This window comes from Gilliamella sp. B14384G12 (assembly GCF_016101825.1).
GTDB lineage: Bacteria > Pseudomonadota > Gammaproteobacteria > Enterobacterales > Orbaceae > Gilliamella > Gilliamella apicola_N.
On record NZ_JACFPU010000037.1, the window covers coordinates 1 to 567 of the forward strand.

1 protein-coding gene is annotated in these 567 nt (G+C 36.5%); it reads right to left on the minus strand.

Translation table 11 applies throughout. The features are described 5' to 3' along the window. Positions 1-541 (minus strand): hypothetical protein (locus H3S73_RS13550; RefSeq protein ID WP_198248921.1); only part of this gene is annotated, 541 nt, incomplete at its 3' end. Positions 542-567 lie beyond the last annotated feature (26 nt).

Consider the following 567-nt stretch of genomic DNA (forward strand, 5'->3'; position numbering starts at 1 on the left):
CCACCATGTAGTCATTAATTGCCATTGCCATACTATCAAAACTTGATAAATAGGCCTTACCTTTATCGGTTGGCTTTTTTAATCCGAATAAACAGTAATTAAACCAGATTTGCATGCTGTTCCAATCATCGGATTCATCTTTAAATATGCTTAAGATAACCATTGATACAAAAGCGGCAACTACTGCTAAAACAAATAATCCACCAGCAATTGGTCCACCTAATAAACTTAACAATCCCACAGATTGCATCAAGTAAATAAAACCGGAAAACATTTGTAAACCGCCAACTATCATATATGCTGTCCCTACTTTACCCCCTTTTGACCATCCTTTCATCATTAGCATACCACCTTCGATAACTGTGATCACTGAGGTTACTATACCAAAAACGCCTGAAACGGCTACTGATGTTTTAAGTACGCCATTACTAAACATTCTTAGAGTTCTACTGGCATCTAAAATCCCTCTAAATATCGGTGCCAGAGTGTTATTGAGAAAGACCATAACTTCATTAATTAAGGAGGAATAATTTGCCAGCATTTTACAATATCCAAACTTAGCGTCAC